This window comes from Streptomyces brevispora, assembly GCF_007829885.1.
Classification (GTDB): Bacteria; Actinomycetota; Actinomycetes; order Streptomycetales; family Streptomycetaceae; genus Streptomyces; species Streptomyces brevispora.
The window spans coordinates 1,496,844-1,520,705 of sequence record NZ_VIWW01000001.1; the positions used below are offsets into that span (position 1 = coordinate 1,496,844).

Annotated in this window: 18 protein-coding genes and 4 pseudogenes; 11 read left to right on the forward strand and 11 right to left on the reverse strand. The window is 70.8% G+C overall.

Annotation, left to right across the window (positions count from 1 at the left end):
• Position 1 precedes the first annotated feature (1 nt).
• Together FHX80_RS07015 and FHX80_RS07020 are read right to left on the reverse strand one after the other, a co-directional pair.
• Positions 2-684, reverse strand: a pseudogene (locus tag FHX80_RS07015) (sirohydrochlorin chelatase); the annotation flags it as partial.
• A gap of 230 nt (positions 685-914) precedes the next feature.
• Positions 915-1,712 (reverse strand): annotated as a pseudogene (locus FHX80_RS07020) (Cof-type HAD-IIB family hydrolase); the annotation flags it as partial.
• 224 nt (positions 1,713-1,936) lie between these two features.
• Here FHX80_RS07020 and FHX80_RS07025 point away from each other — a divergent pair.
• A complete protein-coding gene (locus FHX80_RS07025) occupies positions 1,937-2,671 on the forward strand; it encodes a SanA/YdcF family protein (RefSeq protein ID WP_145763407.1) in 735 nt (244 codons plus the stop codon).
• 30 nt (positions 2,672-2,701) lie between these two features.
• Here the strand turns inward: FHX80_RS07025 and cutA are convergent, their stop codons facing one another.
• Positions 2,702-3,046, reverse strand: coding sequence for a divalent-cation tolerance protein CutA (gene cutA / locus FHX80_RS07030; RefSeq protein ID WP_244318158.1), 345 nt, complete (start codon positions 3,044-3,046; stop codon positions 2,702-2,704).
• A gap of 68 nt (positions 3,047-3,114) precedes the next feature.
• Positions 3,115-3,759, reverse strand: a complete 645-nt coding sequence (locus tag FHX80_RS07035; protein WP_145763409.1) for an NADPH-dependent FMN reductase — start codon at positions 3,757-3,759, stop codon at positions 3,115-3,117.
• An 88-nt stretch (positions 3,760-3,847) separates the two neighbouring features.
• Between FHX80_RS07035 and FHX80_RS07040 the strand changes: the two genes are divergently transcribed.
• The 4 genes from FHX80_RS07040 to FHX80_RS07055 all read left to right on the forward strand — a co-directional run bounded on the left by FHX80_RS07040 (position 3,848) and on the right by FHX80_RS07055 (position 7,712).
• Entirely contained in the window at positions 3,848-4,648 is an 801-nt protein-coding gene (locus FHX80_RS07040; protein ID WP_145763410.1) for an aminotransferase class IV family protein, read from the forward strand.
• Between the two features lie 204 nt (positions 4,649-4,852).
• The gene (locus tag FHX80_RS07045) at positions 4,853-5,335 is read left to right on the forward strand and encodes a DUF5990 family protein (RefSeq protein WP_145767122.1); all 483 of its coding nucleotides are present in this window, start codon (positions 4,853-4,855) and stop codon (positions 5,333-5,335) included.
• 388 nt (positions 5,336-5,723) lie between these two features.
• Complete coding sequence (locus FHX80_RS34615; RefSeq protein ID WP_167523332.1) at positions 5,724-6,989, forward strand: hypothetical protein; 1,266 nt, start codon at positions 5,724-5,726, stop codon at positions 6,987-6,989.
• Between the two features lie 99 nt (positions 6,990-7,088).
• A complete protein-coding gene (locus FHX80_RS07055; protein WP_145763411.1) occupies positions 7,089-7,712 on the forward strand; it encodes a class F sortase in 624 nt (207 codons plus the stop codon).
• 180 nt (positions 7,713-7,892) lie between these two features.
• Here FHX80_RS07055 and FHX80_RS07060 read toward each other — a convergent pair whose 3' ends face one another.
• Complete coding sequence (locus FHX80_RS07060; RefSeq protein WP_145763412.1) at positions 7,893-8,681, reverse strand: sulfite exporter TauE/SafE family protein; 789 nt, start codon at positions 8,679-8,681, stop codon at positions 7,893-7,895.
• 712 nt (positions 8,682-9,393) lie between these two features.
• On the opposite strand from FHX80_RS07060, the pseudogene FHX80_RS07065 reads away from it, so the two are divergent.
• The 3 genes and pseudogenes from FHX80_RS07065 to FHX80_RS07075 form a co-directional block, all read left to right on the forward strand.
• A pseudogene (locus FHX80_RS07065) lies at positions 9,394-10,505 on the forward strand (nitrite reductase large subunit NirB family protein); the annotation flags it as partial.
• Positions 10,506-10,545: 40 nt separating this feature from the next.
• Positions 10,546-10,907: pseudogene (gene nirD, locus FHX80_RS07070) on the forward strand (nitrite reductase small subunit NirD).
• Between the two features lie 151 nt (positions 10,908-11,058).
• Positions 11,059-11,988, forward strand: coding sequence for an oxidoreductase (locus FHX80_RS07075; protein ID WP_145763413.1), 930 nt, complete (start codon positions 11,059-11,061; stop codon positions 11,986-11,988).
• Between the two features lie 55 nt (positions 11,989-12,043).
• Here FHX80_RS07075 and FHX80_RS07080 read toward each other — a convergent pair whose 3' ends face one another.
• The 4 genes from FHX80_RS07080 to dusB form a co-directional block, all read right to left on the reverse strand.
• Complete coding sequence (locus FHX80_RS07080; protein ID WP_145763414.1) at positions 12,044-12,454, reverse strand: VOC family protein; 411 nt, start codon at positions 12,452-12,454, stop codon at positions 12,044-12,046.
• Between the two features lie 174 nt (positions 12,455-12,628).
• A complete protein-coding gene (locus FHX80_RS07085) occupies positions 12,629-13,648 on the reverse strand; it encodes an ArsR/SmtB family transcription factor (protein WP_208764594.1) in 1,020 nt (339 codons plus the stop codon).
• Between the two features lie 554 nt (positions 13,649-14,202).
• Positions 14,203-16,965 (reverse strand): pyruvate, phosphate dikinase, encoded by a 2,763-nt coding sequence (gene ppdK, locus FHX80_RS07090; protein ID WP_145763415.1) that lies wholly within the window; start codon positions 16,963-16,965, stop codon positions 14,203-14,205.
• Between the two features lie 760 nt (positions 16,966-17,725).
• The gene (gene dusB / locus FHX80_RS07100) at positions 17,726-18,874 is read right to left on the reverse strand and encodes a tRNA dihydrouridine synthase DusB (RefSeq protein WP_145763417.1); all 1,149 of its coding nucleotides are present in this window, start codon (positions 18,872-18,874) and stop codon (positions 17,726-17,728) included.
• A 277-nt stretch (positions 18,875-19,151) separates the two neighbouring features.
• On the opposite strand from dusB, the gene FHX80_RS07105 reads away from it, so the two are divergent.
• The gene (locus FHX80_RS07105; protein WP_145763418.1) at positions 19,152-20,834 is read left to right on the forward strand and encodes an MFS transporter; all 1,683 of its coding nucleotides are present in this window, start codon (positions 19,152-19,154) and stop codon (positions 20,832-20,834) included.
• 255 nt (positions 20,835-21,089) lie between these two features.
• On the opposite strand, the gene FHX80_RS07110 is transcribed toward FHX80_RS07105, so the two are convergent.
• Positions 21,090-21,332: a DUF6243 family protein gene (locus tag FHX80_RS07110; RefSeq protein WP_145763419.1), complete on the reverse strand. Its 243-nt coding sequence runs from the start codon at positions 21,330-21,332 to the stop codon at positions 21,090-21,092.
• Between the two features lie 371 nt (positions 21,333-21,703).
• Between FHX80_RS07110 and FHX80_RS07115 the strand changes: the two genes are divergently transcribed.
• Together FHX80_RS07115 and FHX80_RS07120 are read left to right on the forward strand one after the other, a co-directional pair.
• On the forward strand, positions 21,704-22,717 hold the full coding sequence (locus FHX80_RS07115) for an aldo/keto reductase (protein ID WP_145763420.1): 1,014 nt from the start codon (positions 21,704-21,706) through the stop codon (positions 22,715-22,717).
• Positions 22,718-22,873: 156 nt separating this feature from the next.
• Complete coding sequence (locus tag FHX80_RS07120) at positions 22,874-23,461, forward strand: TetR/AcrR family transcriptional regulator (protein ID WP_145763421.1); 588 nt, start codon at positions 22,874-22,876, stop codon at positions 23,459-23,461.
• A 172-nt stretch (positions 23,462-23,633) separates the two neighbouring features.
• Here the strand turns inward: FHX80_RS07120 and FHX80_RS07125 are convergent, their stop codons facing one another.
• Positions 23,634-23,840, reverse strand: a complete 207-nt coding sequence (locus FHX80_RS07125) for a hypothetical protein (protein WP_145763422.1) — start codon at positions 23,838-23,840, stop codon at positions 23,634-23,636.
• Between the last annotated feature and the right edge of the window lie 22 nt (positions 23,841-23,862).

Here is a 23,862-nt window from a genome sequence, read left to right on the forward strand (position 1 = left end):
GCAGTACGGGCACCCCGCCGAGCCGTTCGCCGAGCAGCTGCGCGGTGCGACGGGTGTCGGCGGCCGATTCGGGGTCGCGCGAACCGGCGGCGGCGAGGACCACGGCGCTGTTGCGGTTCCCGTCGTCCGAGGGCTGCCAGCCGGCCTCGGCGAGCCGGCCGCGGAGCGCCTCGACCAGCAACGGGTGCGGTCCGAGCGGTGCGGCGGTCCTGGTGCGCAGGGCGGGGGCACCGGCGACGGCCTCCGGGATGTCCTGCTTGACGTGGTGGCCGCGGCCCAGCAGCAGCGGCACCAGGACCGCCTCGCCGTCGCCCAGGGTGTCCAGGGGCTCCGGCAGGAGGGGTGCGTTCAGCTCGATGTGCCCGAGCCGGACGTCGAGCCCCGGCCGCAGCTCCCGCACCCGGTCGAGCAGCTCCGTCACCGTGCGCAGCGCCTGCGGGTCCCGGCTGCCGTGTGCGACGGCGACCAGGGCGGGGGCGGGGGCCAGTGCGGTGGCGGCTGGGCCAGGGGGCTCATGTCGCCCTGTGCGGGCCGGGACCGGGTGCGGTGCATGGGCCGTCGGGTTCCGTTCAGGGAGACGAGGCTGAGCTGGGTGCCGAGCTGTGCGGTGATACGGGTCAGCAGTTGCGCCGTGCTGTCGAGGGGCGGGGACTCCTGAGGGTGTTCCGGTGCCGGCTCCGTCATGAACCGATGGTGCCGGGCGCAGGTTGCCGCGTCGTTGCGGGCCGGTCACGGGTGTCTACCGCGGCCTCACGGCACGGCCGGGGGCGCTGTCAGACGCCGTCGGCCCCTGGCCGGTCGGACCCGGGCCGGTCGGTCCCGGGCCGGTCGGACCCGGGCCGGTCGGACCCGGGCCGGTCGGACCCTGGCCGGTCGGACCCTGGCCGGTCGGACCCTGGCCGGTCGGACCCTGGCCGGTCGGACCCGGCGAGCAGGCGTTCGATGACGTGGGCGACGCCGTCCTCCTCGTTGCTGACGGTGTGCACCGGTACGGCGGCCAGCACGGCCGGATGGGCGTTGGCCATGGCGTAGCCGGTGCCGGCCCAGCTGAGGACCGTGAGGTCGTTGGGCATGTCGCCGAAGGCGATGACCTCGGCGGCGGCGATGCCCCGCCCGGCGCACAGCATCGACAGGGTGCCGGCCTTGGTGACGCCCGGCGCGCTGATCTCCAGCAGTCCGCGCCCGCCCGAGTGGGTGAGCTGCACCTCGTCGCCCGCGCCATGCCGGGCCGCGGCCAGCAAGGTGTCCGCGTCGAGCCGCTCCGACCAGGCGAGCAGCTTGGTGACGGGGGCATCGGTCAGCCAGAGGTCGGCGAGGGACGGTACGGGGAGTTCGGCGTCGATGTCCTCGCAGAGGCGCAGCCGGTAGGCCGGTTCGTACAGCACCTGGTTGCCGGTCTCCAGGGCGAAGCCCACCTCGGGCACCGCGGCGGCGAGTGCGGTGGCCACCCGCCGGGCGGTGGTCAGGGGCAGGGTGCGGGAGGAGACGACGGTGCGCGTGGCGATGTCGTAGACGAGGGCGCCGTTGCCGCACACCGCCGTGCCGACGAGGCCGGTGGCCTCCGCGAGCCGGTCGACGAACCTGGGCGGGCGGGCGGTGACGATGACGATCTCCGCCCCGGCGCCCTCGGCCGCGCGCAGGGCACGCAGTGTGCGGGGCGAGAGCGTGCCGTCGTTGCGCAGCAGGGTGCCGTCGAGATCTGAGGCGATCAGCCGTGGGAGCGACATCGGCCGATGCTACCGACGGCCGTCCGCGGAGAACCCTTTTGAGCCGTCCCGTCGTCAAGGCAGGAGACGTGAAGGCAGGAGACGTGAAGGCAGAAGAACCCTTTGGGCCGTCCTGTCGTCGAGTCGGGCGAACCCTTTGAGCCGTCCTGTCGTCAAGGCATAGAGGGACACTTCCGCACGGCACAGGACAGACAGGAACGAGGGCGCTCATGCGGCTGAACCGACAGGGAGCAGGGGCGGGGCGGGGCCGGCTGCGGAGAGCGGCCGGCCGGCTGCGGCCCCGGCTGCCACGGACCCGACGGGGGCGGCGCCGGGCCGTGCAGGCGGTGATGGTCGCCTGTGTGCTGGGCCTGGCACCCGCCACCTGGATGCACTCGGTCGCCGACGCCCGGGTCAGGACGACGGCGGACGTGCCCGCGCGTCAGGTCGCCGTGGTGTTCGGGGCAGGGCTGTGGAACGGGAAGCCGTCCCCGTATCTCGCGAACCGGCTGCGGGCCGCGGCCGAGCTGTACCGGGACAAGAAGGTGAGGGTCGTGCTGGTGACCGGTGACAACAGCCGGGTGGACTACGACGAACCGGACGCGATGCGCAAGTTCCTGGTCGGGCACGGGGTGCCGGACAGCAGGATCGTCAGCGACTTCGCCGGCTTCGACACCTGGGACTCGTGCGTCCGGGCCAAGAAGATCTTCGGGGTGGATCGGGCCGTGCTGGTGACCCAGGGCTTCCATGTCCGGCGGGCGATCGCGCTGTGCCGGGCGGCGGGGATCGACGCGTACGGCGTCGGGGTCGACGCCGTACACGATGCGACCTGGTACTACGGCGGGACACGGGAGGTCTTCGCGGCGGGGAAGGCGGCCCTCGAGGTGCTGTTCAAGCCCGACCCGCGCTTCCTGGGCCCCCGGGAGCCGGGCGTGGGAACGGCCCTCGCGGCGGACGCCGGGTGAGCGCGCCGGTCACCTCGGGTGCGGGGGCCCTCAGCTCCCTCCCGAGGTGACCGGTGCGGTCTCCGCCGACACCCAGCCGAGGTAGCGGGCGCTGCCCCGTACCACCGGCATCGCGATGATCTCCGGGGCGTCGTAGTCGTGCGCTTCCTGGAGATGGGCCTCCAGTTCGTCGTACCGCTCGGCCGTCGTCTTGAGGAGCAGCTGCCACTCCTGGGTGGTCTCGATGGCGTTCTGCCACCGGTAGACCGAGGTGACGGGCGCGGAGATCTGTACGCAGGCGGCGAGCCGCGCCTCCACCACGCCCTGCGCCAGCAGCCGGGCCTTCTCCTCGCTGTCCGTTGTGGTCAGAACGGTCAGCCATGCGGTCGACGTCACCTTCGGTCTCCTCGGATTCGGCAGCGGTCCTCCCCCGATTGTCGGTCGCGGGGCCCTCTGCCGCCCGGTCATCCGCCGTACGGCCGCACCTTCTTCGCGTCCCGCAGCGCCCGGCCCCACCACACCAGCAGGTCGATCACCGTCTTCGCGGCGGCGTCGGGACCGGCCGGGTCACGGTGTCTGCCCTCGTCGTCGAACTGCGCGCCGGCGTTGTGGAAGGAGACGGTGTCGCGGATCGAGACGGCGTGCAGTTCGGCGAAGACCTGCCGCAGGTGCTCGACCGCGCGCAGCCCGCCGGAGACCCCGCCGTAGGAGACGAAGGCGACGGGTTTCGCCTGCCATTCGACGTGGTGCCAGTCGATGAGGTTCTTCAGCGGGGCCGGGTAGGAGTGGTTGTACTCGGGGGTGATGACGACGAAGGCGTCGGCGGCCGCCAACCGGCTCGCCACCGCGGCCAGTGCGGCCTGCGCCTCGGGGGCGGGGCGGTACGAGTGCACGGTCGGGAGGTCGAGTCCGGCGACATCGATCAGGTCGGTCACGACGGCGGGGTGGCCGTCGGTACGGGCGAGGAACCAGTCGGCGACGACGGGCGCGAAGCGGCCCTCGCGGTTGCTGGCGAGGATGACCGCGACCTTCAAGGGTGCGTCGGCGGAGGCGGAAGCGGAGGTGGAAACCGTGGCGGTGGCTGCGGATCCAGCTGTGGTGAGGTCCATGGGAAGACGCTCACACCTCAACCATGGTTGATGTCAAGCGCCGGGCGATCAGCCCTTCCTCCCGGCGTGTCGGCCTACGGTGGATCACATGACGACTCCAGCAGCCGCACCGTTCCCGTACGCCGAGTTCGACGGGCATCCGGCCACCGAGGACGATCTGCGGACAGCCGTTTTCTTCAACTACGGCCATTTCACCGCCATGCAGGTCAGGGCGGGCCGGGTACGCGGACTCGGGCTGCACCTGGACCGGCTGGACAGCGCGAACCGGGCGCTCTTCGAACTCCCGCTGGCCGGCGAGCGGGTGCGCGAACTGATCCGGCACGCGCTGGGGAGCGCGGGGGTGGTGGACGCCTCGGTGCGGGTGCACGGATTCCTGCCGCCGGGCGACAGCGCGACGACCGTCATGGTCACGGTGCGCGGACCGGCGAGGATGCCCACCGACCCGAAGAGCATGATGTCCGTCCCGTACGCCCGTACGCTGCCGCACCTCAAGCGCCCCGGCGAATTCGGCCAGACGTACTACGCACATCTCGCGTCCCGCGCGGGCTTCGACGATGCGGCGCTGACCCTGCCGGACGGCTCGGTGACCGAGGGATCGTTCACCAACATCGGTTTCTGGGACGGCGATTCGGTCGTCTGGCCGCAGGCTCCCGCGCTGCGCGGCATCACCATGGCTCTGCTGGAGCAGGAGTTTCCCGGCGCGGGGATCCGGTCGCGGCATCGTCCGGTGAGGCTGGACGGGCTGGGGAGCTACCGGTCGGCCTTCGTGACCAACTCACAGGGCATCGCTCCGGTACGGCGGATCGACGAGGCCGCGTTCACGGTGGACGAGGAACTGATGAAGCGGCTGGACGCGGCCTACGAGAGGGCGCCCTGGGACACCATCTGAGGGCTCCCGCCCCGGCACCGACGGGGTCCGGGGCCCGCCTCAGGGGCCGGGACGCGCCTCAGCCCACCGCAGCATCGGGGCGGGACGCTTCGGCGCACCGGCGGTCGGGGACGGGACGCTTCGGCGCACCGGCGGTCGGGGTCGGGGCCGCGAGAGGGGACCATGGGGCACATGCAGATCCCCGCCGAAGGCCCGCAGTCGCGCATGCAGATCCATATCGAGGGCTCACGCCTCCCCGGCCGCGTCTGCCGGCCCGGCGGCGACTTCGCCGGCTACGAGAACATCCACGTGGGCGTGCAGCGCAAGGACCGGCCCGGCGAACTCTTCGGGCTGCTCCCGGGCGACGCCCCGTCCGCCTCCTGGACCCTGGACTGCACCGCCACCCTCACCGCCACCACCGCTTCCGCCACCGCGGACGGCGTCGAGATCAGCGGGCCGTACGTACAGGACCGGCTCGGCGGGCGCTTCGTCTACCTGTCATGGGGCACGGTCGACGAGAACGGGCTCTTCTCCATGTTCCGGCGGGCCAAGCTGATGTTCGCCGACATCGGGCCGGACGTCCTCGAAGCAGCCGCACGCTCCGGGCACCTCACCGCACGACTGCCGCTCTCCGACGCCAAGGGCCAGCCGCTCTGCGCCCGGGTCCGGCCGCCGGTCATCGAGTGGTCCGCCGCCGCTCCGGCATGAGCGCGCTCCCCTCCTGAAGCACCCCGGACAAGGAGCCGCCCTCACCGGGTCCAGGGGGGGTGGGCCCGGTGAGGGCGGCGGCCGGGGGCGGCTGAAGGACACCGTCCCGTGGGGGGTGTGATGCGTGTGCCCCTCGACCACAAGGTCACGCATGTGACGTGCACCACATCGCCTTCGGGGTCCGTCACCCGATCGGCACGGAATACCGAAGGGTGCCGCACCTTCCTCACCATCACCGCTCTGACCTGCACGCATGCCGCGTGGCAAGGAGGCGGCGCCGGTCCGGTCGGGTGACAGCTGACTTGGTGTCAGCAGGCGTGGGCGATCGCTCGGCCGTTAGCTCGGACCCAGGACACACCCGACAGCGCCCCTTGCTCGGAGGAACCTCATGCGCAGTCCTGCTCGCCTCGTGACCGGCACCGCTGCCGCGGCCCTCGCCGCCGCCGCGCTCGGCCTCAGCGCCGCCGCACCGTCGGCGTACGGGGACGAACTGGGCCCGCTGGAGATCACCCCGGCGAGCGCGGTACCGGGGGCCACGGTCACCGTGAACACCGACGCCTGCGGGGGCGACACGGGCGCGACCGGCGATGCGAGCTCCATGGACGCCTCCCGCTTCGCGCTGGCACCGGCCACCCTCAAGGAGGTCCTGGCAGGTTCGTTCCGGGTACCGGGCAACGTCAGGCCCGGCCCGTACAGCATCGGTGTGGCCTGTGAGAACGGCAAGAAGGCCACCGGCGAGATCGAGGTGCGGGCCGCCGGCACCGCGGGCAAAAAAAGTGACGACCCCGCGGGCAAGAACAGCGGCGCTGCCCGGACGGACACGGCCCCGGGCGACTCCGCGGGGGACTCCCCCACGGGCCCCTCCGCCTCCGCGGGCCCCTCCGATTCCACGGGCCCCTCCGCCTCCGCGGGTCTCGACGAGGCCGAGGGCACCGGTTCCGCCCTCATACCGGACTCCGGCACGGCCCCGGGTCGCGAATCCTCCGGCGAGCGACCGAGCCCGTCGGAGCAACCGGGCAGCACCACCCCACGTGACAATGCCGCCCCGGACAACAACACCGCCCCACGTGACGACACCGCGCGCGAGAAAGCCTCCCCGGAGGACAACACAGCCGCACGCGACAACGTCACCGCGGACGACAGCACCTCCGCGCGCGAGGACACCACCGCCCGTGAAAACACCTCGCCGGACAACAACGCCACCCCACGCGAGAACACCACCGCCCGCGAAAACACCTCGCCCGACAACAACGCCACCCCACGCGAGGACACCACCGCGCGCGAAAACACCTCGCCCGACAACAACACCACCCCACGCGAGAACACCACCGCCCGCGAAAACACCTCGCCCGACAACAACACCACCCCACGCGAGGACACCACCGCGCGCGAAAAGGCCTCCCCGGACGACGGCACCTCCGCGCGCGACGAGACTTCCGCGGACAACAGCTCGTCGGGCTTCGAGACGTCCTCCGACCCCCGCACCTCGGCCGCACCCACCGGCCCCACGGGGCGCGTCAACGCCGGTGTCGGCGGCAGTGTCGGCACGGACACCACCCAGATCGCGGCGGGCGCCGGCGTTCTCGCCGCGACCGCCGTCGGCGGAGCCTGGCTCCTGCGTCGCCGGGCGAGCGGCACGCAGGACGACGGCTGACGGAGACTTCCACCTCTCCGTACCGCCTGGTTTCCGTCCCGGTGGCCCAGTGCCACCGGGACGGGACCGCATCCACCTTCGCAACCCCGGAGGACGACCGTGTCCCAGAAGGCCAAGGGCTGGCTGCTCGTCGTCGCGGCGCTGGCCGGTGTCTGGCTGGTCCAGAACGGTGCGAACACCCGTCTGACCCCGCCGGGCCCGGCCTCCGCCGAGGCCTTCGCCGCCGGACCGGAACTGCTGCCGGGTTCGCCGGTCGCCGAACCGCTGCGCCCGTCGGCCCCCGTCCGCATCAGGATCCCCAGCATCCGGGTGGACGCCCCGATGATGCGGCTCGGGCTCGGGGCGGACGGCAGCCTCGATGTGCCGCCGTCCGGGAACACCGACATCGTCGGCTGGTACAAGGACGGCACCCCGCCGGGCGCCAAGGGCACCGCGATCGTCGCCGGCCATGTGGACAACGGCCGGGGCCCGTCCGTCTTCTACAACCTGGGCGCGCTGAAGAAGGGCAGCACCGTCGAGGTGCTCCGGCAGGACGGGCGCACCGCCGTCTTCTCGGTCGACGCCATCGAGGTCTACGACAGCAAGGACTTCCCGGACAAGCGGGTGTACGGGGCCTCGGAACACGCCTCGCTGCGACTGATCACCTGCGGCGGCGGATTCTCCGAGTCGACGGGTTACGAGGGCAACGTGGTGGCGTACGCGCACCTCACCTCAGTGCGCTGACGCCGAGTGCGCTGACGCCGGTGTGCTGACGCCGGTGTGCTGACGCCGGTGTGCTGACGCCGGTGTGCTGACGCCGAGTGCGCCGAGACCGAGTGCGCCGACACCAGGTACGCCGAGGCCGAGAGCTCAGAGAGCGCCGAAAGCGCCGAGACCACGTGCCTGATGCCGGGGCCCCACCGCTCACGCGTTCCACTGGTCGAAGGCGAGCTTCGCGACCAGCGAGAACACCACCACCAGCAGCACCCCGCGGACGAACTCGCTGCCCCTGCTCAGCGCCATCCGTGCCCCGACCAGGCCGCCCGCCAGGTTGAACACCGCCATCAGACCGGCCAGTTGCCACATCACGTTGCCCTGGTAGGCGAACATCGCCAGCGCGCCGCCGTTGGTGCAGACGTTGACGATCTTCGCGTTGGCGGAGGCCGTCACCAGATCGAGGTGGAGCACCGCGGTCAGCGCCAGCACCAGGAACGTGCCGGTGCCCGGTCCGAACAACCCGTCGTACAGGCCGATGCCGCCACCCACCAGGACGATCGCGGTGACGGAACGAGCCCGGGTGACGCGGGGCGCCGTGCCGTCCTCGGGCGCCCTGCCGAACCGGGGCCGCAGCATCACGAACGCGGCGACCGCCAGAAGCACCACCATGATCACCGGGCGCAGCACCTCGCTGCTGATCCCCGCGGCGAAGAACGCACCCGTCATCGATCCGGCCAGTGCCGCGAGGCCGATGCGCAGCGCCCTGCCGACCTTCACCGGCGCTTTACGCGCGTAGGTGACGGCCGCGCCGGACGTACCGACGATGGCGACCGCCTTGTTGGTGCCGAGGATGTGCGCGGCGGGGACGTTCGGCAGGCCCAGCAGCAGGGCGGGCAGCAGAAGCAGTCCGCCGCCGCCGACCACCGCGTCGATCCAGCCGGCCGCGCCCGCGGCGAGGCACAGCACAACGAGGGTGGTCACGGTTATGTCAGGCATGATCGCGACCCTAAGGAAACGGTACGTGTCGCGTCCAACCGTCTTGCCGCCACGGCGGAAAAGTTGAGCGAATCCTGAGCCTGCCGCGGCTCCCCGGCCCGCACCGGCCGTTGCCACCGGCCCCTTCCACCGGCCGGCGCACGCCGCTGCCGCCGCCCCTCACAGGCCGCCTGCGCCGGTGCTGAGCGCAAGGTTCCTCCCGGGAAACCGGGGGGAACCGGACGGGTAACACCCGCCGGCCACGCTTGCGTCATGAGCACACAGGCCGAGGCGCCGCCTCCTTCATGAGCACCCAGGCCCAGTCGCCCCTGCCCCACCCGCTCACCAACGACGGAGGCTTCCGAGATGCCGGTGTCCACTCCCCCGACCGCCCACACCTCCGGCCCCGCGGCCGTGCCGACCATCGTGGTCGTCGGGCACGGGATGGTCGGCCAGCGGTTCCTGGAGGCCCTCGCCGACCGCGGGCTGACCGCCGCGGCCGGCACCGCCAGGGTCGTCGTGCTCTGCGAGGAGCCCCGCGCCGCCTATGACCGGGTGCGGCTGACCTCGTACTTCTCGGGGCGGACCCCCGACGACCTGTCGCTCGTCGAGCCCGGCTTCATGGAGCGGCACGGCTTCGAGCTGCGGCTCGGCGACCCGGCCGAATCCCTGGACCGGGAGGCGCGCACGGTCACCGCACGCTCCGGCGAGACCTTCGCGTACGACACGCTGCCGCGGCGAGCTGTACGAGATCGTCCGCGCCCTGGAGATCACCTCCTACGCCGAGCTGCTCGACTCGCACGGCCGCGACTCGGCGCGCGGCGGCGACGGCTGCGAGGTCTGCAAGCCGACGGTCGGCTCGGTCATCGCCTCGCTGGCCCCGACCGTCGGTGCCAGCGGCTACGTACTGGACGGCGAGCAGGCGGCCCTCCAGGACACCAACGACCACTTCCTCGCCAACCTCCAGCGCAACGGCTCGTACTCGATCGTGCCGCGCATCCCCGGCGGCGAGATCACCCCGGAGAAGCTGATCGTGATCGGCGAGGTGGCCCGGGACTTCGGCCTCTACACCAAGATCACCGACGGTCAGCGCATAGACCCGTTCGGCGCCCGCGTCGAACAGCTGCCACTGATCTGGACCCGGCTGGTCGACGCGGGCTTCGAGTCGGGGCACGCGTACGGGAAATCGCTGCGGACGGTCAAGTCCTGCGTGGGGCGGACCTGGTGCCGCTACGGCGTACAGGACTCGGTGCGGATGGCGATCGACCTGGAGCTGCGCTACCGGGGCCTGCGCTCCCCGCACAAGCTGAAGTCGGCGGTCTCGGCTGCGCCCGGGAGTGCGCGGAGGCCCGCGGCAAGGACTTCGGGATCATCGCCACCGCCGGCGGCTGGAACCTGTACGTGGGCGGCAACGGCGGCGCCACCCCGCGCCACGCGGACCTGCTCGCCCAGGACCTGTCCGACGCCGAACTGGTCCCGCTGATCGACCGGTTCCTGATGTTCTGCATCCGCACCGCGGACCGGCTGGAGCGCACCTCCACCTGGCTGGACCGCATCGAGGGCGGCCTGGACCACGTGCGGAACGTCGTCGTGCACGACTCGCTCGGGCTCTGCGACGAGCTGGAGCGGCTGTTGGCCGACCATGTCCGCGGCTACCGCGACGAGTGGGCCGAGACCATCAACGACCCGGAGCGGCTGCGCCGCTTCGTCACCTTCGTCAACGCACCCGGCACCCCCGACCCATCGGTGAGATTCGTCCCGGAACGCGACCAGATCAAGCCCGACCTGGACATCCTCGCCGGCCCGGTTCTCGCCATCCGCACTCATGAAGGGACCGCCTCCTGATGACGACCCGGACGATGGAGAGACTATGGAGACCCAGACGATGACGACCCGGACCATGGAGACCGCACAGGACACCCGGGTCATCCGGCTCGCCGCCGCCGGGGACGACTGGCCGGCGGTATGCGACCGTTCGCTGCTCACCCCGGGCCACGGGGTGGCGGTGCTGCTCCCGGGCGGCAGGCAGGTCGCGCTGTTCATGGACCGTGCGGGACACACCTACGCGATCGGCAACCACGATCCGTTCACCGGGGCCCATGTCCTCTCGCGCGGTCTGGTCGGATCGGACGGCGGGCAGCCGTTCGTCGCGTCCCACTGCTGAAGCAGCGCTTCGACCTGGCGACGGGTGCCTGCCTGGACGACGACGAGGTCTCCGTTCCGGTCTTCGAGGTCCGTGCGGACTGAACGGACCGAAGGGAGGCTGAGCGGGCTGGACGGGCTGGACAGACCGAACGGGCCAAGTGGGATTCCGCGTACCGCAAGCGGCCGGAGGGGCCCGGCGACCGGTCTCTTCCGGCCATCCGGCTGTCCGGCCGCCCGGCCGTAGGGTTGATCCATGACCCAGCGCCGGTATGCGAGCGACATTCCCGACCAGAGCGGCCGCACGGCCGTGGTGACGGGAGCCAACAGCGGTATCGGGCTGATCACCGCACGGGAGCTGGCACGACACGGGGCCCGGGTGCTGCTCGCCTGCCGTGACGAGCGGCGTGGCAAGGAGGCCGCGTCCCGGATCCGCGGCGCGGTGCCGGACGCGGACGTGGAGTTCGCAGCACTGGATCTGGCCGATCTGTCGTCGGTACGGGAGTTCGCCGAGGCGTACACCCCGGACCGGCTCGATCTGCTGATCAACAACGCCGGTGTGATGGCCCTTCCGTACGGGAGGACCGCCGACGGTTTCGAGACCCAGTTCGGCGTCAACCACCTCGGGCACTTCGCCCTCACCGGGCTGCTGCTGCCGAAGCTGCTCGGTACCCCGGGCGCGAGGGTGGTGAGTGTGTCCAGCGCTGTGCACGCGCTGTCCAACATCGACATGGGCGATCTCAACAGTGAGCGGAACTACCGCCGCTGGATCGCCTACGGCCGCTCGAAGACGGCCAACCTGCTGTTCATCCACGAGCTGGCCCGGCGGACCGCCGCCATCGGCAGCGCACTGGTGGCCGCCGCCGCGCACCCGGGGTATGCGTCGACCAATCTGCAGACGGCGGGCGTCCGTATGGAGAACCGCAGGGTGGCGGAGCGGGTCATCGAGCTCGGCAACCGGATCATCGCCCAGCCCGCGTCGACGGGCGCCCTGCCCACGCTGTACGCGGCCACCGCGCCCGGCGTACGGCCCGACTCGTTCACCGGTCCGCGGCTGCTCGGCTGGCGCGGTGCGCCGGCTCCGTCCTGGCGGGCGGGCTGGACGCTCAACGATGTGGCGAGCGAACGGCTGTGGGTGGCGTCGGAGCAGCTGACCGGGGTCACCTTCGCGGGCCTCGGCATCTGATTCCCCCCCCGGGGGGCGGAGGCGGGCCGGTCGCCCTCCCCCTTGCCCCGTGGGATCAGCCCTGGCCCTCGACGGCGGACGGGTCCATCCACACGACCTCCCAGATGTGGTGGTCCGGGTCCTGGAAGGACCGGCCGTACATGAAGCCGAGGTCCTGCGTCTCGTTGGCGGGCGATCCACCGGCGGCGAGTGCCGCGTCGGCCAGCTCGTCCACCTTCTCGCGGCTCTCGGCGCTCAGCGCCAGGAGCACCTCGGTGGACTTCGAGGCGTCCGCGATCTCCTTCTTGGTGAAGTCCTTGAAGCGCGGCTCGGTGATCAGCATGGCGAAGATCGTGTCGCTGATGACGAGACAGGCGGTGTTCTCGTCGCTGAACTGCGGGTTGAAGGAGAAGCCCAGCTTCCCGAAGAAGCCCTTGGTCGTCTCCAGGTCCTTGACCGGCAGGTTCACGAAGATCATCTGAGGCATGGCCGTCTCACTCTCTCTGTGGGTGAATCCCGGTGGGCGAATGCCGGCGGGTGAATCCCGGTGGGTGAATCCTGTGCGTGTTCTGCGAACTCGTTACGACAGGTAGACGCCGGGGCCGCCGGAAACTCATCGGTACCGGACGAGGAACCTACGCGGGGCGGGCCCCGTCCGGGCTCACGACACGGCGAGCGGCGCACCGCCGCGCAGCAGCGAGCCGCCGAGTGGAGTCACCGTGTGCAGGACCGAGCTGCCGTGGCGCAGGGTGTGCACCAGACCGGCCTCACGCAGTACGCAGGCGTGCTGGCTCGCCGATGCGAGGGAGACCCCGGCCCGGCGAGCGAGCTCACTGGTCGTGCAGCCGTCGCCGATGGTCCGCAGGACCGTCGACCGGGTCTTGCCGAGGAGCCGGCCCAGCCAGGGGCCCGGTTCGGCGAAGGCCGGGGCGCCGGCGTGGCTGACCGGATAGACGAGCACCGGCGGCAGCAACGGATCACGCAGGACGACCGGGGTGCCGCGGCAGAAGAACGACGGCTGGAGGAGCAGCCCGCGGCCGTCCAGACGCAGTTCGCGGTCGACCGGGTAGTCCGCCTCCAGTACCGGCGCCCGCCAGCGGAACACCGGCGGGAGCGAGGCGAGCAGTTCGTCCACGCCGCCGTCCAGAAGGGCGCGTCCACGGACGGCACGGTCGGCCTCGACGCCGGCCTGGATGTGCGGCCAGTACGGTTCGACGGCGGCGCGGTGGTAGCTGCGCAGCGCCCCGATGAGACGGCCCAGGGGCTCGGAGCGCCCTTCCCGCAACGCGTCCAGCCGCATCGGCCGTACTGCCCGCCGGGCCGTGGCAGTACGGCCGACGGCCGCTTCCTCGGCGCCCAGCAACGCGAGTTCGGCCCGCAGCCGCTCGGGCGGGGTGTCGCGCAGGGCTTCCATTCCGGTACTGAAGTCCAGTGGTTCCGAACCCTCTTGAGTAGGCGTCAGGAAGTCCGGGAAATAGCCACGGGGTGGAATAATGGCGGACAGCAGACGTACTTCACCATTCAACCTCGGGCGGGTTTCCGCGCGCCATTTCCCGAACACCGTGGAAGCGCGCCGGTCCCTCAGCCGGTGAAAACTGAGAATGGTCTCCCACAATGCGTCCGGCCCAGTGGCCATCCGCACCTTGGAAAGGTCCCATCCGGATACATGGATACGTAGCACCGAAACCCCCACCCGCTTGCATGTGCAATTACCCCCACGCAAGAGTATGCGAGTCGTAACACCACGTCACCACGAGGTTTCGGCCAGAGGTGAAACGTCTCGCCCCGACCCGGCGTCACCCGAAAGGCTGTACGACGTCGGGTGCGATTCCAGAGCCACCGGAAGAGCGGGTGAAGGCCGTGGGGGGTTTCGCTCGCTTGGCGGCGGTTGGCAATGGTGCGGCTCCGCACCCGGCGCCGTAAGCCGGGTGCGGTTCATGGATGGGGATCCATGAACCGCACCCCGGTCTGTTCCCGCCCATCTCTTTGCGCATTAAACGAAGCAATGGAGTGCCCGGAGCGCCCGGAATCAGGGAAAGCGCTCACTCACGGGCCTCGCCCAGCCCGTCCGGACCGGGCGCCACGCCGCCCGGTCCACGCATTCGGTGGACATGACAAGACGGCGGCACCCCCGCACTGGGTGCCGCCGCCTCCGGGAATTCCGCGGCCGCCGTCGGGTCGGTGAGGGTCTGGTGAGCCGACGGCGGCTCCGGAATCAGTGGATGGTGCCGCGGGTCAGCGGCTGTCGCTGCCGCGCGACTCCGCGGCCGCCCGGCCCGCCTCCAGACGGGCCACCGGGATGCGGAACGGTGAGCAGGAGACGTAGTCCAGACCCACCTCGTGGAAGAAGTGCACCGACTCCGGGTCGCCGCCGTGCTCGCCGCAGATGCCGAGCTTCAGGTCGGGACGGGTGGCCCGGCCGGCCTCGACGGCACTGCGCACCAGCGAACCGACGCCGTCCTTGTCGATCGTCTCGAACGGCGACACCCCGAAGATGCCCTTCTCCAGGTACGCGGTGAAGAACGAGGCCTCCACGTCGTCGCGCGAGAAGCCCCACACCGTCTGGGTCAGGTCGTTGGTGCCGAAGGAGAAGAACTCCGCCGCCTCCGCGATCTGACCGGCGGTCAGCGCGGCGCGCGGCAGCTCGATCATCGTGCCGATCTTCAGCTTGAGGTTCGTGCCGGAGGCGGCCTGGACCTCGGCGATGACCCGGTCCGCCTCCTCGCGGACGATCTCCAGCTCCTGGACCGTACCGACGAGCGGGATCATGATCTCGGCGCGCGGGTCGCCCTTGGCGTTCTTGCGCTCGGCGGCGGCCTCGGCGATCGCCCGTACCTGCATGGCGAACAGACCGGGGATGACGAGACCGAGCCGGACCCCGCGCAACCCGAGCATCGGGTTCTGCTCGTGCAGCCTGTGCACGGCCTGGAGCAGGCGGAGATCGTTCTCGTTGGAGTCCTTGCGGGACTCGGCGAGCGCCACCCGGACCGACAGCTCGGTGATGTCGGGCAGGAACTCGTGCAGCGGCGGGTCGAGCAGCCGCACGGTGACGGGCAGCCCGTCCATCGCCTCGAACAGCTCGATGAAGTCGGCCTTCTGGAGCGGCAGCAGCGCGTCCAGCGCCGCCTCGCGTTCCTGGTCGGTGTCGGCCAGGATCAGCTTCTCGACCATCTCGCGGCGCTCACCGAGGAACATGTGCTCGGTGCGGCACAGCCCGATGCCCTGGGCGCCGAAGCGACGGGCCCGCAGGGCGTCCTCGGCGTTGTCCGCGTTGGCCCGCACCCTCAGCCGGCGCACCCGGTCCGCGTACGCCATGATCCGGTGCACGGCGGCGACGAGCTCGTCGGCGTCGTCGGCGCCCGCGTGCATCCGGCCCTCGAAGTACTCGACGACCGGCGGCGGCACGACGGGCACCTCACCGAGGTACACCTTGCCGGTCGATCCGTCGACGGAGACGAGGTCCCCCTCCTCGACGACGGTCCCGCCGGCCGTCAGCCGGCGCCGCTTGGTGTCGACCTCGATCTCCTCGGCGCCACAGACACAGGTCTTGCCCATGCCCCGGGCGACGACGGCGGCGTGCGAGGTCTTGCCGCCGCGCGAGGTCAGGATGCCCTCGGCGGCGATCATGCCGTCGAGGTCGTCCGGGTTGGTCTCGCGGCGGATCAGGATGACCTTCTCGCCGGACCGGGACCACTTGATCGCGGTGTACGAGTCGAAGACGGCCTTGCCGACCGCCGCGCCCGGGGACGCCGCGATGCCGCGGCCGAGCAGCTGCGGCCCCTCCCCGCCGCGCGCTCCCGTGTCGTCGAAGCGCGGGAACATCAGCTGCGCCAACTGCGCGCCGTTGACCCGCTGCAGCGCCTCGGCCTCGTCGATGAGGCCCTGGTCGACGAGCTGGGTGGCGATCCGGAAGGCGGCACCGGCGGTGCGCTTGCCGACCCGGGTCTGCAGCATCCACAGCCGGCCGCGCTCGATGGTGAACTCGATGTCGCAGAGATCCCTGTAGTGGGTCTCCAGCGTCTCCATGATCGTGATCAGCTGGTCGTACGACTTCTTGTCGATGGACTCCAGCTCGGCGAGCGCCACGGTGTTGCGGATCCCTGCGACGACGTCCTCGCCCTGCGCGTTCTGCAGGTAGTCGCCGTAGACGCCCTGGTGGCCGCTGGCCGGGTCGCGGGTGAAGGCGACACCCGTACCGGAGTCGGGGCCGAGGTTGCCGAAGACCATGGTGCAGACGTTGACCGCCGTGCCGAGGTCGCCCGGGATGCGCTCCTGGCGGCGGTAGAGCTTGGCCCGGTCGGTGTTCCACGAGTCGAAGACGGCCTTTATGGCCAGGTCCATCTGTTCGCGCGGGTCCTGCGGGAAGTCACGTCCGGCGTCCCGCGTGACGATCCTCTTGAACTGCTTGACCAGCTTCTTCAGGTCGGCCGCGTCGAGATCCACGTCGACGGTGACGCCCTTGGCCTCCTTCGCGGCCTCCAGCGCCTCCTCGAAGAGGTCGCCGTCGACCCCGAGAACGGTCTTGCCGAACATCTGGATGAGGCGGCGGTAGGAGTCCCACGCGAACCGCTCGTCGCCGGCCTGGGTGGCGAGACCGACGACGGACGCGTCGGAGAGGCCGATGTTGAGGACCGTGTCCATCATGCCGGGCATCGAGAACTTGGCGCCGGAGCGGACGGAGACCAGCAGCGGGTCGTCGGACTGCCCGAGCTTCTTGGCCATCCGCGTCTCAAGGGCGTCGAGGTGCGCACTCACCTCGTCGCGCAGCGCGGCCGGCTCCTCACCGCTGCCGAGGTAGAGCTTGCACGCCTCGGTGGTGATGGTGAAGCCCGGAGGGACGGGGAGCCCGAGGTTGGTCATCTCGGCGAGGTTCGCACCCTTCCCGCCGAGCAGGTCCTTCAGATCCTTGTTGCCCTCGGTGAAGTCATAAACGAACTTCTGACCCGCAGGCTCCCGGGATTCCGGGGTGGATACGTGGGAATCTTTGTTTTCCGACACGGGTCTCGACTCCTCGAGGACGCGGTGGCTGCCCTGACGGCGAGGAACATACCCAGATCGAAGGTGTCTGGGTACGTCCACTTGCGCGTCGTGCGGCCGCAACCACCCATCCGCCAGCAGATCGAAAGCGGCTCGCCGGACGGGCCGTCCGAGCGAACGGTTTCACCTCTTGAACGGATAACCACGCAGCGCACCCGACGCGCTCGCGGATCACGACGGTCCGTAGCGGAAGTGTCGATCAATCGCCGATCGATCAAGGTGAAGCTCCTTGGCACCCAGTGCCATCATTTGAGAAATGCACCCCCTCCTGGAGTGCTCATCTGAGCGATACGGCCCTCAGGGGTGGTGAGGATCACGTCGGAGGCCGCGCTCAGATGTCACCATTCGGACGCCTTCTGGGCAGCTACGGGTGACCCGACAGTCACATGGCGCGACTCGACGACGAGTTCTGCGACCGTCGGAGCGTCAGGGCCGATCACCCTGGAGGCACCTGGCCGAATATCGGGCTGAATATCGCCGATCCTGGCCAGAGTTTGCGCTCAAACGAGCACTGGGGGTGGAGGGGCACGGGGTGCCCCTCCACCCCCAGTGGTACTCAGCCCGGTGACGCCCCAGCCACGCCACGCTCAGCCACGCGGGCGAGTCCGGTGCAGCGGGTCCCGGCCCGGCTGCCACCGTCCGGCTGCCTCGGCCCGGCGCGGTTTCCGTCCGGCTGCCTCGGCCCGGCCGCCTCCGTCAGGTGGTCTCCGTCCGGGCGGCCTCAGCCTCCCGACGTGTCCAGTTCCGCGTCCGCGCTGACGCCCGCGCAGTCGTACGGGTCCTTCAGCCATCCGTCCGGGAGGACCACCCGGTTGTTGCCCGAGGTGCGCCCACGAGGGCCGTCGGCACCGTCCGGCCACGGCTGGTCGAGCCGCAGCTCGTGCAGCTGTGAGCCCAGCTCCTCCAGCGAGGAGGTGACCGCGAGGTTCCTGCGCATCTCGGAACCGACCGCGAAGCCCTTGAGGTACCAGGCCACGTGCTTACGGAAGTCGATCACACCCCGGGTCTCGTCGCCGATCCACTCCCCGAGCAGCGTCGCGTGCCGCAGCATGACGTCCGCGACGGTGCGCAGGGAGGGCGTCTGCCTCACCCCCGTACCTTCGAAGGCGCTCACCAGGTCACCGAAGAGCCAGGGGCGGCCCAGGCACCCGCGGCCCACGACCACGCCGTCGCAGCCGGTCTCGCGCATCATCCGCAGGGCGTCGTCCGCGCACCAGATGTCGCCGTTGCCGAGGACGGGGATCTCCGGAACGTGCTCCTTGAGGCGGGCGATGGCGTCCCAGTCGGCGGTGCCGCCGTAGTGCTGCGCGGCGGTCCTGCCGTGCAGGGCCACGGCCGTGACGCCTTCCTCAACGGCGATCCGGCCGGCGTCGAGGTAGGTGAGGTGGTCGTCGTCGATGCCCTTGCGCATCTTGATGGTGACCGGCAGGTCGCCTGCGTTGGAAACGGCCTGCTGGAGGATCGCGCGCAGCAGCGGCCGCTTGTACGGGAGCGCCGAGCCGCCGCCCTTGCGGGTGACCTTGGGGACCGGGCAGCCGAAGTTCAGATCGATGTGGTCGGCGAGATCCTCGTCGACGATCATGCGGACGGCCTTGCCGACCGTGACCGGGTCCACTCCGTACAGCTGGATGGAGCGCGGCGTCTCACTCGCGTCGAAGCGGATGAGCTGCATGGTCTTCTCGTTGCGCTCGACCAGCGCCCGCGTCGTGATCATTTCGCTGACGAACAGCCCCTTGCCGCCCGAGAACTCCCGGCACAGCGTGCGGAAGGGCGCGTTGGTGATGCCGGCCATGGGGGCGAGGACCACCGGCGGCTGCACGGTGTGGGGGCCGATGCGGAGCAACTGGGGCGAGGGGGCGAGCGTGGTCATTGCCCCATTGTCGCGCACGCGAAGAACTGCTTCGGGCGGAGAACTGCTTCGACCGTACGCGGGGAACAGATCCGGGCGCACGAGGAAGGCGGCTCCGGGCATACGAGGGGCGGCTCCGACGGCCGGATGCGGCGTGTGTGGCCTGCGGGACTCCTGCGGGACGTGGCTGGACCTGGCCGGACCGGGCCGCACCTGGCCGGACCGGTCCCGGACCGGGATGACCTGAGATGGCTCCGTATCCCCAGCGGCGGTCGTTAGTTAGCCGTACTATCCATGTATGCCCGAGCTCAGCCACCGGAGAAGAATGCTGGTGCTGGCGATCTGCTGCATGAGTCTGCTGATCGTCAGCCTGGACAGCACCGTCCTGAATGTCGCCCTCCCCTCCATACGCCAGGACCTGCACGCGAGCGTCGCGGGTATGCAGTGGACGATCGACGCGTACACGCTCGTCCTCGCTTCGCTGCTGATGCTCGCCGGTTCCACCGCCGACCGGATCGGCCGGCGCAAGGTCTTCATGGCCGGACTCGTCCTCTTCACCCTGGGCTCGGCGCTCTGCTCCGTCGCGCCCAGCCTGGAAACGCTGATCGTGTTCCGGATGGTGCAGGCCGTCGGCGGCTCGATGCTCAACCCGGTCGCGATGTCGATCATCACCAACACCTTCACCGACCCGCGCGAACGCGCGCGGGCGATCGGCGCCTGGGGCGGCGTCGTCGGTATCTCGATGGCCGCGGGACCGGTGGTCGGCGGCACTCTGGTCGATTCGGTCGGCTGGCGGTCGATCTTCTGGATCAATCTGCCGGTCGGCATCATCGCACTGCTGCTGACCTGGCGATACGTCCCCGAGTCGCGTGCCTCGAGGGCCCGCCGCCCCGATCCGGTGGGCCAGCTGCTGGTGATCGCGCTGCTGGGCTCGCTGACGTACGCGATCATCGAGGCGCCGCAGAAGGGGTCGGCCTCCGCGGAGATCCTGCTGTTCGCCGCGGTCGCGGCGGCCTCGCTGATCGGCCTGCTGGTGTACGAACCCCGGCGCGCCGATCCGCTGATCGATCTGCGGTTCTTCCACAGCGCCCCGTTCAGCGGGGCCACCGTCATCGCGGTCAGCGCCTTCGCCGCGCTCGGCGGCTTCCTCTTCGTCAACACGCTCTATCTGCAGGACGTACGCGGGCTGAGCGCGCTGGGTGCCGGGCTGTACATGCTCCCGATGGCGGCGGTGGTCTGTGTTCTGCCGCCGATCTCGGGGCGGATCGTCGCCAATCGGGGGCCACGTATCCCGCTCCTGGTCGCGGGGGTCGCGATGGCGGCGAGCGGGCTCATGTTCGCGGTGTTCGACGCGGAGACCGACAACGTTCTGATGTTCACCGGTTATGTGCTGTTCGGCCTGGGCTTCGGCTCGGTGAACGCGCCCATCACCAACACCGCCGTCTCCGGCATGCCGCGATCCCAGGCGGGCGTCGCCGCGGCGATCGCCTCGACCAGCCGCCAGATCGGGCAGACGCTGGGCGTCGCCGTGATCGGGGCGGTGCTGGCAGCGGGGATGGTCGGCGCCGGCTCCTCGGCCGGCATCGGACCGGCCGACGATTTCGTGGCGGCGAGCAAGCCCGCCTGGTGGATCATCACCGGCTGCGGGATGTGCGTCCTGCTGGTCGGGGCGCTGAGCAGCGGGCGCTGGGCACGGGGCACCGCACGCCGGACCGCGGAACGGCTGGAGGGGGGCGCGACGGCGGACGGCCCGTGGGCGGGAAGTCGTTCTTCGGGGGCGGATGGCTCGCCGGCTGCGGGTGGCTCTTCGGCTGCCGGCGGCTCTTCGGCTGCGGGTGGTTCTTCGGCTGCCGGCGGCTCTTCGGCTGCGGATTCGGGGACGGGGCATGGTCCGGGCGGAGGGCAGGCCGGGGGCCGGTCAGGGGGTCAGGCCGGGGGCCTGTCCGGGGACCAGTCCTCGTCGGCGAGCGCCAGGGCCTGAAGCCGCTGGAGCCCGCTCGCGGGTCTCCTCGTCGCGCGGTACGCAAGTGACCAGCCGCGGCCCGGCCGACGGGCCCGAGCAGACGTCCGAGTCAGAGGCCTCCTCACACAGTGGCCCCACGTGCGCGTTGCGGAAGATCTTGGACCGGCCACCGGGGCCGACGACCTCGCGCCGCGCACAGGTGGCCCGGAACACCTGAGGTGTTCCGGGCCACCGGTCGTACGTGTGGTGCAGCCCGCTCTCCGCGAGCGGGCGTCAGCTCTGCGCCGGGGTGCCCGGCTCGGCGTCGTCCCGCTCCGGGGCGTCCTGCTCGGCGGCGTCGTCCGACTGCGCGGGGTGGCCGGCGCGCTCCCGCATCTTGCGCAGCAGCTCCTGCTTCTGCTCGGCGGCCGTCATCCGGTCTGCGTTGCGCCCAGGACCTGCGCCCTGCTGCTCGGCGCGGGACAGCTTCTTGCGCTGTCCGCCGACGCCGAGAAGGTTGTTACGGCTCTTGGCCACGAGGTTCTCCCATTCGCGGTGAAAGTGAGGTCAGAAACGACCCTGGATCGATCCGGTGGGCGGCGGGTGGTCGGACCCGCCGCGCGCTCACTCGTAGATCTGGAAGAACGAAGACATGCCGAAACGGTACCCCGCGCGGAGCGGCCCCAGCACCGAGATTTCATCCGGCCGGAATCACCCCGAAGAGGGAACAAGTGATGACAGATATTGAAATCTGTCATCGCACATGCCACAGTCGATATACAGGCAAGACTCCGGCACGACTCACCACGTACACCCACCCCCCTTCGCTCCCTCTACTCCCTCCGCTCCCTCCACTTCTGTCCGTTCCGTCCGCTCCGCCGCATTCCTCCGCCCACCGGGAGTTCCTCATGACCGCCCTCCGCACCCACGCCCTCGGCTCCACCGGCCCGCAGGTCTCCGCACTCGGCCTCGGCTGCATGGGCATGTCCGCGTTGTACGGCGAGACCGACCGCGCCGAGTCGGTCGCCACCATTCATGCCGCGCTCGACACCGGCATCAACCTGCTGGACACCGGCGACTTCTACGGCATGGGGCACAACGAGCTACTGATCAACGAGGCCCTGCGCACCGCCCCCGCCGCCGCCCGGGAACAGGCCCTTACCAGCGTGAAGTTCGGTGCGCTGCGGACTGTCGAGGGCGGCTTCAGCGGCTATGACGGCCGCCCGGCAGCGGTCAAGAATTTCGCGGCCTACTCACTCCAGCGGCTGGGCCTCGACCACATCGACGTCTACCGGATCGCCCGGCTCGACCCCGACGTCCCGATCGAGGAGACCGTCGGCGCCATCGCCGAGCTGGTCGATGCCGGGCACGTCCGCCACATCGGCCTCTCCGAAGTCGGTGCGGAGACGATCCGGCGGGCGGCATCCGTCGCCCCGATCTCCGATCTGCAGATCGAGTACTCGCTGATCTCCCGGTCCATCGAGGCGGAGATCCTGCCTGTCTGCCGCGAGCTGGGCATCGGCGTCACGGCGTACGGGGTGCTTTCGCGCGGGCTGATCAGCGGCCACTTCACCCGTGACCGCAAGCTGGCCGCCGGTGACTTCCGGACCATGAGTCCCCGCTTCCAGGACGAGAACCTCCAGCACAACCTCGACCTGGTCGACGCGCTCCGCGAGATCGCCGGGCAGAAGGACGTCACGGTCGCGCAGATCGCCATCGCCTGGGTCCTCGCCCAGGGCGCGGACATCGTGCCGCTGATCGGCGCCCGCAGGCGCGACCGGCTGGCCGAGGCCCTCGGCTCGCTGGACGTCGAGCTGACGGCGGCCGATCTCGCCGGGATCGAGGAGGCCGTCCCGGCCGGCGCGGCGGCGGGCGCCCGCTACCCCGACAGCCAGATGGCCCACCTGGACAGCGAGCGCTGACGCCCGGGTACGGTCACAAGGGTTTCGCCGACACCGCCGGGAAGCCTCACACGAGCGCCCCGCCCCCGGCAGCCACCCGAAGCCACCCGAAGCCACTCGACACCGCTCGACACCGCTCGACGCCGCTCGACGCCCCCGAAAGGCAGCACACCCACGATGACGCCGCCGTCCGACCCGCTGACTCCCGAGCGCATCCTCGAAGCCACGGAGGACGTGCTGCGCCGCTACGGCCCCGCCAAGGCGACCGTGGTCGACGTGGCCCGGGCTCTCGGCGTCAGCCACGGCAGCGTGTACCGCCACTTCCGTACGAAGGCCGCCCTGCGCGAGGCCGTGACCGGTCGCTGGCTGACCCGTACGGAGCTTGCGCTCACCGAGATCCTGCACGCCTCGGCCCAGCCCGCCCCGGCGAAGCTGCGGAAGTGGCTGGAGACGCTGTTCGAGGCCAAGCGGCACAAGGCGGGTGACGATCCGGAGCTGTTCGCCACCTACGAGGTACTGATGGGCGAGAGCACCGTGATCGAGGAGCACATACGCGAACTGGTCGGCCAGCTGCGGGAGATGATCGAGGAAGGGGTGACCGAGGGGCAGTTCGCCGTGGACGACCCCGCCGCGGCCGCCCAGGCGGTCTTCGACGCGACAGCGCGCTTCCACGACCCGGCGTATGCCGCCGATTGGCAGAAACCCGCCATCGCTGCGGAGTTCACCGCCGTCACGGACCTGCTGTTGCGCGGCCTGCGCGCCTGAGGAACAGCGCAGGCCAGGACAGAGCGGGGCAGGACAGAGCAGGGCAGGACAGGGCGGCACAGGACAAGCCAGCGCACGACCGGGCAGGGCGGCGCAGGACAAGACAGGGCCAGGCACGACCGGGCAGGACAGAACAGGACCGGGCGCCCAAAGAAGGCCGGCGGGGCGCGCGCTACGACGCGGTCGGGTCGACCGTCGCCTGGTGTGCCTCGGCGAGATGCTCCTCGGCCTTGAGCCAGGGCAGGAACTGCGCCCCCTTGCGCCAGTCGCAGGTGTCGCAGCTCAACTGCCGCTGCATCCCCGACTTCCTTACGTGGACTACGTGTTCACGGCCGTGCTGGTCCCATCTGCTGACCTTGCTCGTGGTCATGGACGGCATCCGGGCCTCCTGTGGACGAGTG

Excerpts from the sequence above, each read along its gene's own strand:
- FHX80_RS07025 (WP_145763407.1), top strand. The coding sequence starts at position 1,937 with ATGCGGCTGAACCGACAGGGAGCAGGGGCGGGGCGGGGCCGGCTGCGG.
- FHX80_RS07035 (WP_145763409.1), bottom strand. The coding sequence starts at position 3,759 with ATGGACCTCACCACAGCTGGATCCGCAGCCACCGCCACGGTTTCCACC.
- FHX80_RS07040 (WP_145763410.1), top strand. The coding sequence starts at position 3,848 with ATGACGACTCCAGCAGCCGCACCGTTCCCGTACGCCGAGTTCGACGGG.
- FHX80_RS07045 (WP_145767122.1), top strand. The coding sequence starts at position 4,853 with ATGCAGATCCATATCGAGGGCTCACGCCTCCCCGGCCGCGTCTGCCGG.
- FHX80_RS34615 (WP_167523332.1), top strand. The coding sequence starts at position 5,724 with ATGCGCAGTCCTGCTCGCCTCGTGACCGGCACCGCTGCCGCGGCCCTC.
- FHX80_RS07060 (WP_145763412.1), bottom strand. The coding sequence starts at position 8,681 with ATGCCTGACATAACCGTGACCACCCTCGTTGTGCTGTGCCTCGCCGCG.
- FHX80_RS07075 (WP_145763413.1), top strand. The coding sequence starts at position 11,059 with ATGACCCAGCGCCGGTATGCGAGCGACATTCCCGACCAGAGCGGCCGC.
- FHX80_RS07080 (WP_145763414.1), bottom strand. The coding sequence starts at position 12,454 with ATGCCTCAGATGATCTTCGTGAACCTGCCGGTCAAGGACCTGGAGACG.
- dusB (WP_145763417.1), bottom strand. The coding sequence starts at position 18,874 with ATGACCACGCTCGCCCCCTCGCCCCAGTTGCTCCGCATCGGCCCCCAC.
- FHX80_RS07105 (WP_145763418.1), top strand. The coding sequence starts at position 19,152 with ATGCCCGAGCTCAGCCACCGGAGAAGAATGCTGGTGCTGGCGATCTGC.
- FHX80_RS07115 (WP_145763420.1), top strand. The coding sequence starts at position 21,704 with ATGACCGCCCTCCGCACCCACGCCCTCGGCTCCACCGGCCCGCAGGTC.
- FHX80_RS07120 (WP_145763421.1), top strand. The coding sequence starts at position 22,874 with ATGACGCCGCCGTCCGACCCGCTGACTCCCGAGCGCATCCTCGAAGCC.
- FHX80_RS07125 (WP_145763422.1), bottom strand. The coding sequence starts at position 23,840 with ATGCCGTCCATGACCACGAGCAAGGTCAGCAGATGGGACCAGCACGGC.